This window comes from Synechococcus sp. ATX 2A4 (assembly GCF_024346375.1).
GTDB lineage: Bacteria > Cyanobacteriota > Cyanobacteriia > PCC-6307 > Cyanobiaceae > MW101C3.
Genome location: NZ_JAGQCV010000035.1, coordinates 1 through 255, shown reverse-complemented (window position 1 = coordinate 255; position 255 = coordinate 1). Strand labels below are relative to the sequence as shown.

Below are 255 nucleotides of genomic sequence, written 5' to 3'. Positions count from 1 at the left end.
CTTGCTTGTATTTCTTGGCTTGTGAAATCAGGTCTTCTGATTCGTTGTATGGATCCCAGCTGATCCTGTGCAAGAAGGCAAAGCCATTCTGAACAGAAACACTGATTTTGGCGCCAAATTCAACAGCTGCCCTTGCCTTGCCACGCATCATGGGCCGAATGTGTGACTGAACCAGGTTCACGAAGCGGTTGGGCATGCTGCGGGTCTGGGAATACAACAAGATGCTTTGCTGGCGGTGCAGCTCACTGACCACAA

Annotated in this window: 1 pseudogene; it reads right to left on the bottom strand. The window is 50.6% G+C overall.

Going from position 1 to position 255, the window contains the following annotated elements:
• Positions 1-255 (bottom strand): annotated as a pseudogene (locus KBY97_RS14610) (IS5/IS1182 family transposase); the annotation flags it as partial.